Below are 8,879 nucleotides of genomic sequence, written 5' to 3' on the forward strand. Positions count from 1 at the left end.
CTCAGCCCGCTCGCCGCGGTGCTCGAAGCTTGCCGTCTGCGTCTGCGGCCGATTCTGATGACTTCCTTCGCGTTCATCATGGGTGTTGTGCCACTGGTGTTCTCCAGCGGTGCCGGTGCCGAAATGCGTCATGCCATGGGTGTGGCGGTGTTCTCGGGGATGCTCGGGGTGACCTTCTTCGGTCTGTTGCTGACGCCAGTGTTCTACGTACTGATTCGTAATTTTGTGGAGCGCGGTGAAAAGCGCAAAGCGGCCAAGGCCCTGAAACTGGAGGCGCAACAATGAGCCTGAAAGCCTTCCTGCCGAGCCTTCTGGTACTGGCCCTGAGTGCCTGTGCCGTCGGCCCGGACTACAAGACCCCAGCCACTGAGCCGGCCAACATCACGACCGCCACCGATGGCAGCGCCGGTCAGAAGAACTACGACCGCTCGCGTTTCGAAGGCATCTGGTGGCAGCAGTTCGAAGATCCGACCCTCAACCAGTTGGTGACTCAATCGCTGCAAGGCAACCGTGATTTGCGCGTAGCCTTCGCTCGCTGGAAAGCGGCCCGCGCAATTCGCGATGACGTCAGCAATGACGCCATGCCAACCATCACCAGCCGGGCCAGCAGTGACCTGGGCAAGGGCCAGATTCCGGGCCAGACCACCAAGCGGGTCAATAGCGAACGCTACGACCTGGGCCTGGACATGGCGTGGGAGATCGACCTGTTTGGGCGTATCCAGCGCAACCTGGAATCCGCCGACGCCGAACAGCAAGCGCTCGAAGCCGACCTGTACCAACTGCAAGTCTCGATGATTGCCGAACTGGTGGATGCCTACGGCCAACTGCGCGGTGCGCAGCTGCGGGAAAAGATCGCCCTGGCCAACCTGAATAACCAGCAGGAATCGAGCAAGATCACCGTCAGCCTGCGTGATGCCGGTGTCGGCGATCAGCTCGATGTGGTTCGCGCCGATGCGCGCCTGGCATCTGTCGAAGCCAGCGTGCCGCAATTGCAGGCCGAACAGGTTCGGCAGAAAAACCGCATCGCCACTCTGTTGGGTGAGCGGCCGGATAAGCTGACCGTCGACCTGAGTCCAAAAGACTTGCCTGCGATCGCCAAGGCCCTGCCGATTGGTGATCCGGGTGAACTGCTGCAACGTCGCCCGGACATTCTCAGCGCCGAGCGCAAACTGGCCTCCGCCACCGCCCGTATTGGCGTGGCCAAGGCTGATTTGTTCCCTCGGGTCAGCCTCAGCGGTTTCCTTGGCTTCACCGCCGGACGCGGTTCGCAAATCGGTTCCTCGGCGGCCAACGCCTGGGCACTGGGCCCAAGCATTACCTGGGCGGCGTTCGACCTTGGCAGCGTGCGCGCCCGTCTACGTGGCGCCGATGCTGATGCCGAAGGCGCCCTGGCGACCTACGAGCAGCAAGTACTGTTGGCGTTGGAAGAATCGGAAAACGCCTTTAGCGACTACGGCAAACGTCAACAGCGCCTGATTTCGCTGATTCGTCAGAGCGAATCCAGCCGCGCCGCGGCCGACCTCGCCCAAATCCGCTACCGCGAAGGCACTGCGGACTTCCTCGTCCTGCTCGACGCTCAGCGTGAGCGCCTGGCGGCTGAAGACACTCAGGCCCAGGCCGAAGTCGATCTGTATCGCGGCATTGTCGCGATTTACAAAGCCCTGGGCGGTGGCTGGCAACCAGAGACGGTCGCCAGCAAGTAAAGTTTTAACGAGCTCCTTTGGTTGGCCGCAACCAACCAATTCCTTTGCCCTGCGCCTCATTCGGTCGCGGGGCTTTTTTTGTCTGCTCACCACGTCCCCCCAACACCGGGTTTGACTCACAGCCTTGCCTGACCGAAGCTGGCAACTTTGCAACAGCTCGCCAGCTCCCGGATTCCTGCATGCCCCATTCCCGCCGCTACTTGCTCATCAGCCTTTGCGTCCTGTTTGCCATCGGCGTTGCCTGGTTTTTCCTGCGCAGCACACCCCCCGCCGTGCCGGAGGCGATCAAGCGTGGCTACAGCGAGGCGCTGAACCAGGCTCGCGCAGGCCAGCCGGGCGCAGCGCGGGTCCTCTACCAGCAATTGGGCCGCCCTGATATATCGGTCAAACGCCGCGTCTGGTTGCATGCCGAACTGCCCAACTACCCCAGCTCCGTGGCCTTGAAACTGGCGGATGCGGACTTGCAGCATGAATCGCCAGACGTGCGTATTGCGGCGATCAAAAGCATCAGCGGTCTGGTGCCCAGCGGTCAGCGCAGCCTGCTGCTGGGCCCGTTACTCGATGACGGCGAACAGCGCGTCCGCTATGCCGCCGTGAACGCCTTGCTGGGGCTATCGCCGGACGATCTCGGTTTGTACTTCGGACCGCTGGAGCAAGCCATCGATGCCTGGGAACAGGACCTGAAGAGTCAACCGGAAAGCGCCGACAACCAATATCAATTGGCTCGGCTGCATCTTCATAACGCAGAATGGAAAGAGGCGCAGCAGGCACTGGAGAACACCTTGCGTCTTGCGCCCGGCAACCTGCCCGCGCTGGTGATGCAAATCGACGTGCTGGATCGCCTGGGCCAAAACGATGCTGCCCGGCAACTGTTGGCCAAGCAGCTAAAGGCTCAGCCCGATTCAGCCTACCTGCAACATGCCCTGGGGCTCTGGCTGTTGCATCACGGGCAAAGTGAGTTCGCCCTGCTCGGCCTTTCCAAAGCCGTGGAGCTGGAGCCGGACAACAAGGATTACCGCTACGACCTGGCCACCACGCTTCACGATGAACAGGAGCTGGAAGCGGCGCAGAAACAGTTGCAGGAGATCGTCCAGCGCCACCCGGCCGACCGAAAAGCCCGGGTATTGTTGATCAACTACTGGAAAGAAAGCGGCCAGCTGCAGAACGTACAGATTCTGTTGGCGCAACTTGAACAACTCAATCCCGACGACCCCGCCTTGCAGCAAGGGCTTTAACAACAGCAGAAATTTCGTTGAACTCGTCGTCTCGGCCAAGGGTCAAGAGAACAGGTAGTCCATTCAGGCACTTACGGCCTGCTGCCTCGTTTCCCCTAGTCATGAGAGGGCATTTTTTGTCTACATCTAACGAGTTGATCAGTGCAAAAGCCGCCACCGGCATCGAAGGTCTGGATGACATCCTGGCCGGTGGATTGTCCCGCGGGCATGTGTTTTTACTGGAGGGTGAACCCGGAACCGGCAAAACCACCGTCGCTTTGCATTTCCTGTTGGCCGGCGCTCGTGCCGGCGAGCGCTCGTTGTACATCACGCTGTCGGAAACCGAGCGGGAGCTGCGACAGGGTGCGTTGTCCCACGGTTGGGAGCTGGATGAGAACATCCACATCTTCGAGCTGACGCCCCCGGAAAGCCTGCTCAATGCCGAGCATCAGCAGAGCTTGTTGTATTCCTCGGACCTTGAACTGGGCGAAGCCACCAAGCAGATTTTCGAAGTGGTCGAACGGGTCAAGCCGACCCGTGTGGTGCTCGACAGTCTTTCCGAGATTCGTCTGCTGGCCCAAAGCTCATTGCGCTACCGTCGCCAGATCCTCGCAATCAAACACTACTTTGTGCGCTATGACGCCACAGTGGTGTTGCTGGACGACCTGACCACCGAATCCCTCGACAAAACCGTGCACAGTGTGGCCCACGGCGTCATTCGCCTTGAAGAACTGACCCCCAACTATGGCGCCGAGCGGCGGCGGATCCGTGTGGTGAAATACCGTGGCCAGAAGTACCGTGGCGGGTTTCATGACTTCACCATCATGGGCGATGGCGTGCATGTTTTCCCGCGTCTGGTGGCCGCCGAGCACCGCGGTCGCTATATCCGCCAGCAGTTGACCAGCGGCATCAAGGAGATGGACGCCCTGCTCGGCGGCGGGATCGAGACCGGGTCCAGTACGCTGATCCTTGGCCCGGCCGGTACTGGAAAATCGCTGATCTCGATGATCTTCGCTGCTGCCGCCGTGGCCCGTGGCGAAAAAGCTGCGCTGTTCATTTTCGATGAAGAGCTCGGGTTGCTGTTCGAGCGCATGAAGAACATCGGCATCGACCTCCAGGCGCTGCAAGACACCGGCAACCTGCTGATCGAGCAAGTGGACGCGGCCGAGTTGTCCCCCGGAGAGTTTTCCTACCGGGTTCGTCGCTGTGTCGATGAGGGCGATATCAAGACCGTGGTGATCGACAGCATCAATGGCTATCAGGCGGCGATGCCCGAGGAAAGCGCCTTGGTACTGCACATGCACGAGTTGCTGTTGTACCTCAATCGCCAAGGTGCCGCGACCTTCATGACCGTCGCCCAGCATGGGCTGGTCGGTGACATGCAAGCCCCTGTCGACATCACCTATCTGGCCGATACGGTCATCCTGCTGCGCTACTTCGAGGCATTGGGCAAGGTTCGCCGGGCGATCTCGATCATCAAGAAACGCACGGGCAGCCATGAGTCAACCATTCGGGAATACCGAATCAGCGCTCAGGGCATGACGATTGGTGAACCGCTGGATGCCTTTGAGGGCGTATTGCGTGGCGTTCCCACTTATCTGGGCGCCAGCAAACCCTTGCTTGAGGAACAAAGCCCGTGATTGCTCAGGAAGCGATGTCCGAGCGCGCGATCATTCTCGCGCCGCTGGGTCGCGACAGCCAGATTGCGCTGATGATGCTCAATGAAGCGGGTTACGACGGGGTGATTACTCGGGACCTGGTGGCGCTGTGCAGCGAGCTGGAGCAAGGGGCAGGCTTGCTGCTGATCTCTTCCGAGGCCTTGTTGGGCGGTGATCTTGAACCACTGTTCGAGCTTATCGAGCAACAGCCTGCCTGGTCGGACCTTCCGATTGTATTGATGACCCACCATGGTGGCCCGGAACAAAACCCGGCGTCGCTCTACGGCCCACAGCTAGGAAACGTGACCTTTCTTGAGCGTCCCTTTCACCCGATAACATTGATCAGCCTGGTGACCACCGCGTTGCGCGGGCGTCGACGACAGTACGAAGCGAGGGACCGGCTGATCGATCTGAGTCAAAGCGAACTGCGGTTGCAAAACACCCTCGAAACCCTCGAACAGCAGGTCGAGGAACGCACCGCCCAGCTACGACACAATGAAGAAGCCCTGCGCCAATCGCAGAAGATGGAAGCGGTCGGCCAGCTCACCGGCGGTATTGCCCACGACTTCAACAACATGCTGACCGGCATCATCGGCAGCCTGGAGCTGCTGCGCCGACGTCTGGCCCGTGGGCGCACCGACGATCTGGACAGTCTGATCGACCTGGGCGTGACCTCAGCCAACCGCGCGGCAGGTCTGACCCACCGACTGCTGGCGTTCTCCCGGCGTCAGTCGCTGGACTCCAAACCCGTTGAGATGAACACCCTGGTGGTCTCCATGGGCGAATTGCTTCAGCGCAGCATCAACGAAAGCATTCAGCTGGACATGCAACTGAGCGAACAACTCTGGGTGGCCGAAGCCGATCCCAACCAATTGGAAAGCGCCCTGCTCAATCTGGTGATCAATGCTCGGGATGCGATGCCCGACGGCGGCAAACTGGTGGTGAAAACCAGCAATCAGTATCTGGACATTGGCTTCACCGAGGCCCAGAGCAACCTTCAACCAGGTGATTACGTGGTGCTGAGCGTCACAGACACCGGGTGTGGCATGCCGCAAAGCACCATCAACCGGGCCTTTGATCCGTTCTTTACCACCAAGCCCATCGGCCAGGGCACAGGCCTTGGACTGTCGATGATCTATGGTTTCAGCAAACAATCACGCGGCCACGTCGCCATTCAAAGTGAAGTGGGCGAAGGCACCACGGTGAGTCTGTTTCTGCCACGTTTCGGCGGTGACGTGCCTCAGGACAGCCCGGTGCACATCCAGCACGCTCCGTTCGCACAGAATGGCGAAACCGTGCTGATCGTCGAGGACGATCCGGCGGTTCGGGTGTTGGTCAGTACGGTGCTGAGTGATCTGGGCTATGCCTTCGTCGAGGCTGGCGATGCCGACAGCGCGGTGCCGATTCTCGACTCCGGGCAGCGTATCGATCTGTTGATCAGCGACGTTGGATTGCCCGGCATGAATGGCCGGCAACTGGCAGAAATCGGCCGGCAATACCGGCCGGATCTGAAGGTGTTGTTCATCACCGGCTACGCCGAACACGCGGCGGTGCGTGGCGGTTTCCTTGATCCTGGCATGCAGATGATCACCAAGCCGTTCACCTTCGACCTGCTGACGGCGAAGGTGCGGGAGATGATCCGGATTTGACGCGCCCCCTGTAGCAGCTGGCGTAGGCTGCGTTCGAGGACGAAGTCCTCGCCAAGGGATTGTGTAGCCCAGATAAGCGGCCGCTGCGCGCCCGAACGCAGCCTTCGGCAGCTGCTACACAGAACATGCGGCTCTCAGGAAAGCATTTCCTGCATAAGCTCTTGCAGTACATCCAGATCAAACGGCTTGGCCAGAATCGGTGCTTTACGGGTGATCGGGCTGTCCGTCTCGCGGATTTCCTGCGGATAACCGCTGATGAAAATGACCTTGAGTTCCGGTCGCAGCTTCACGGCGGGTTCAGCAATCTGAACGCCAGAGATTCCGCCCGGCAGGCGGAAGTCGGTGATCATCATGTCCAGATGTGGTTTGCTCGACAGAATCTCGAAGGCCTGCTCGCCGTTTTCGGCCTGCAATACCCGATAGCCCTCCCCCGACAGATAGGCCGACAGCACCATCAAAATCGAGGGGTCATCTTCGACGATCAATACGACGTCTTGTGCATCTTCACTCATGGGAAGCCTTTGTTCGGTCAATAGCTGCTGATACGACCGTGGGGTCGATCAGAGGTTGCGTTTATCTGGCTGTTTTCCTACAGCGGCAGACAAACGCGAAACAAGGCGCCTTCGCCAATCCGGCTTTCGACGGTAATGGAACCGCCATGGGCGGCCACAATCTGTTCGGAAATAAACAAGCCCAGGCCCAACCCCGCGACAGCGTGTTTGGCCGTGACGCGTTCGAACTGCTGGAAAATACGCTTCTGGTTCTCTTCGCTGATACCGATCCCAAGGTCGCGCACTTCCACCCGAGCCTGACCGCTCTCACTGTACACCTTAACGGTGATCGGACTCTTGGCGCCGTAGCGCAAAGCATTGGTCAGCAGGTTGGAAATCACCTGTTCAATGCGAAATTCGTCCCAGTTGCCCACCACCGGTTGCTCGGCCTCGAAGGTGACCGAGGACTCGGCAGCATCGATCTGCGGTGCAAAGTTCTGCAACAAGCCGCGAACCAGCGCCGACATATCGAAGCGCGTCGGTCGTATCGACAACTTGCCGGTACGAATGCGCGACACATCGAGCATGTCTTCGATCAGGCGGATCAGGCTTTTGATCTGCCGCTCATCGCGATCGACCATCGCGTGCATCTTGTCCAGGGTGAACGCCGCGGCGTTATCCCGGGCCAGGTGCATCTTGCGCAACTGGGTTTCGAGGATCAGGCCATTGAGCGGCGTGCGGACTTCGTGGGCGACGATGGACATGAAGTCATCACGCATGCGCACCGCTTGCTCCAGTTCCAGCTGGGTACTCTGTAACTGCTTGAGCAGCGCTTCCTGCTCACGGCGGCTTTGCTCCAGTTCTTCGACCTGCTGTTTCATTGCCTTGCTTTGGCGAAACAGTTCGACGAACACGTTGACCTTGCTCTTGACCGCATGAATATCCAGCGGCTTGTAGAGGAAATCCACGGCGCCGCTTTCGTAGCCCTTGAACGCGTAGTTCAGCTCACGACCGGCCGCACTGACGAAGACAATCGGGATGTTCCTGGTCTTTTCCGTGCCGCGCATCAGCTCGGCCAGCTCGAAGCCGTTCATGCCGGGCATCTGCACGTCGAGAATAGCCATGGCGAATTCGTGTTGCAGCAACAGCGACAAGGCTTCGTCGGCGGACAAGGCTTTATAGACGATACGGTCTTCGCGCTTGATCAGCGCTTCGAGCGCCAACAGGTTCTCCGGCAGATCGTCGACGATCAGCAGTTTGGCTTGGATAGTACTTAGCATGCGATTCGTTCCAGCTCGACAAGCAGACGGCCGATGCCGCGTATAGGGAGAATGTGGTCCGGCTGGTGTAGATCAAGCGCAGCCTGAGGCATGGTCGCGACCTGGGCTTCATCCGGGTCCTGGACGATGGTCATGCCGCCACGACGCTTGACCTGGGCCAGGCCGTGGGCGCCATCACGGTTGGCTCCGGTCAACAACACCGCGGCCAGGGCTGAACCGTAGGCATCGGCGGCCGACTCGAACAGGTAATCGATGGCCGGTCGCGAATAATGCACGCGGGCTTCCAGGCTCAAGGAAAAACTGCGGTCTTGCTCCACCGACAAGTGATAACCCGGTGTCGCGAAATACAGCGTTCCGGCTTCAACCAGCGTCTTGTCGCGGGCTTCCAGTACAGGCATGGATACTCGCCGTGCGAACACCTCGGCCAGAGGGCTGCGACGTTCGTCCGGCAGGTGCAAAACCACGATGATCGGCAGCTTGAAGCCTTCTCGCAATGGGCTGAGGATGTTCAGCAACGCCTCCACACCGCCGGCCGAGGCGCCAATCACGATGGCCTCTATAGAAGGAAAATCCGCTGCACTGTTCATGATTTGCGGTAAATCCGTTCTTGTTTGACCAACGGTTCGAATTGGTTGCCGTAGGCCGAAAAATCCAGGGTTTCCTTACTACCCAGCACCAAAAATCCTCGATGGCAAAGGGACTCATGAAACAAACCGAAAGCACGATCCTGAAGCTTTTTGTTGAAATAAATCAATACATTACGACACGAAATTAATTGAGTTTCTGAAAAGACACTGTCGGTCGCCAAGCTGTGATCGGCGAAGGTCACGTTCTCACACAGCGTCTTGTCGAAAATGGCGTAACCGTAAGCCGCCGTGTAGTAG

At 59.2% G+C, this 8,879-nt stretch carries 9 protein-coding genes; 5 read left to right on the top strand and 4 right to left on the bottom strand.

What is annotated here, in order from left to right; all coding sequences use genetic code 11:
- The 5 genes from WLY71_RS27920 to WLY71_RS27940 form a co-directional block, all read left to right on the top strand.
- Nucleotides 1-285, top strand: a 285-nt coding sequence (locus tag WLY71_RS27920; RefSeq protein ID WP_347806132.1) for an efflux RND transporter permease subunit, incomplete at its 5' end; no start/stop codon positions are given.
- On the top strand, nucleotides 282-1,703 hold the full coding sequence (locus WLY71_RS27925) for an efflux transporter outer membrane subunit (RefSeq protein ID WP_347806133.1): 1,422 nt from the start codon (nucleotides 282-284) through the stop codon (nucleotides 1,701-1,703). The genes WLY71_RS27920 and WLY71_RS27925, both read left to right, overlap by 4 nt.
- A gap of 179 nt (nucleotides 1,704-1,882) precedes the next feature.
- Nucleotides 1,883-2,938 carry a tetratricopeptide repeat protein gene (locus tag WLY71_RS27930; protein ID WP_347806134.1) on the top strand — a complete coding sequence of 352 codons (1,056 nt, stop codon included), beginning with the start codon at nucleotides 1,883-1,885 and terminating at the stop codon, nucleotides 2,936-2,938.
- A 116-nt stretch (nucleotides 2,939-3,054) separates the two neighbouring features.
- On the top strand, nucleotides 3,055-4,557 hold the full coding sequence (locus WLY71_RS27935) for an ATPase domain-containing protein (protein WP_347806135.1): 1,503 nt from the start codon (nucleotides 3,055-3,057) through the stop codon (nucleotides 4,555-4,557).
- 14 nt (nucleotides 4,558-4,571) lie between these two features.
- The gene (locus tag WLY71_RS27940; RefSeq protein ID WP_425589969.1) at nucleotides 4,572-6,224 is read left to right on the top strand and encodes an ATP-binding protein; all 1,653 of its coding nucleotides are present in this window, start codon (nucleotides 4,572-4,574) and stop codon (nucleotides 6,222-6,224) included.
- A 134-nt stretch (nucleotides 6,225-6,358) separates the two neighbouring features.
- Here WLY71_RS27940 and WLY71_RS27945 read toward each other — a convergent pair whose 3' ends face one another.
- From WLY71_RS27945 to WLY71_RS27960, 4 genes are all read right to left on the bottom strand, one after another.
- On the bottom strand, nucleotides 6,359-6,736 hold the full coding sequence (locus WLY71_RS27945) for a response regulator (RefSeq protein WP_008146959.1): 378 nt from the start codon (nucleotides 6,734-6,736) through the stop codon (nucleotides 6,359-6,361).
- A gap of 77 nt (nucleotides 6,737-6,813) precedes the next feature.
- Complete coding sequence (locus WLY71_RS27950; RefSeq protein WP_347806137.1) at nucleotides 6,814-7,995, bottom strand: hybrid sensor histidine kinase/response regulator; 1,182 nt, start codon at nucleotides 7,993-7,995, stop codon at nucleotides 6,814-6,816.
- Entirely contained in the window at nucleotides 7,989-8,582 is a 594-nt protein-coding gene (locus WLY71_RS27955; RefSeq protein WP_347806138.1) for a chemotaxis protein CheB, read from the bottom strand. Before WLY71_RS27955 ends, WLY71_RS27950 begins: the two co-directional genes overlap by 7 nt.
- On the bottom strand, nucleotides 8,579-8,879 hold a 301-nt coding region (locus WLY71_RS27960; RefSeq protein WP_347806139.1), incomplete at its 5' end, for a CheR family methyltransferase. The genes WLY71_RS27955 and WLY71_RS27960, both read right to left, overlap by 4 nt.

Source organism: Pseudomonas rossensis (assembly GCF_039888995.1).
GTDB classification, from domain to species: Bacteria; Pseudomonadota; Gammaproteobacteria; order Pseudomonadales; family Pseudomonadaceae; genus Aquipseudomonas; species Aquipseudomonas rossensis.